The organism is Massilia genomosp. 1 (assembly GCF_011682185.1).
GTDB lineage: Bacteria > Pseudomonadota > Gammaproteobacteria > Burkholderiales > Burkholderiaceae_D > Telluria_A > Telluria_A rubra.
Genome location: NZ_WHJF01000356.1, coordinates 1 through 612 on the forward strand (window position 1 = coordinate 1; position 612 = coordinate 612).

The 612-nt window shown below is 60.8% G+C and carries 1 protein-coding gene; it reads right to left on the reverse strand.

Annotated features, from left to right (window positions below; genetic code table 11):
• Positions 1-505: IS66 family transposase (locus F1735_RS34055; RefSeq protein ID WP_187364435.1), on the reverse strand; the 505-nt coding region annotated here is incomplete at its 3' end.
• Between the last annotated feature and the right edge of the window lie 107 nt (positions 506-612).

Below are 612 nucleotides of genomic sequence, written 5' to 3' on the forward strand. Positions count from 1 at the left end.
GCATCGGTACGATGTCGAGCTGTTCGCTAACGTCCTGCCCGATCTCGACCATCGGGGTGCCACACGGACAGGTGCGTTCAGCAGCGGGGACGTCGTGGACCACGTCGACGCGCTGCAACTCCGATGGTAACGGCGCGCGCTTGCCACGCGCCGGCTTGGATGCGGGTTTGCCCTTGCCCGGCTCCAACTCGGGTGGCAACGGCGCAACGTCCTGTATCTCGGTGCTGTCGGCGGCGAGCGTCTCGGCCTCGTCGAACAAACGCCCCTGGTTCGCCGACTGCTCCGAGCTGGCGCCAAACATGCGGTGGCGCGCCAGGATGAACTGTTCGAGCATGTGCTGCATGTGGTTTAGCGCCTGCGTCTTGACATCATTGTGCGAGGCGATGACCGCGTGCAGCAGGGCCGTTAAGGAGGCTGCGTCGGTGGGCAAAACGGGCGGCAACACCAGCTCCGGGAGCTGGTAGCGCGGGGGTAAAATGGAAGGTTTTGCGACGGCTTCTGGCATGCACTATTTTACCAAATCCCCCTATGAAACGGAACCGAAATGCAAGGTTTTATGAGGAGCATTTCGCCATAAATCGAAGCCTTCCAACAGCCATTCAAACTGCTGTA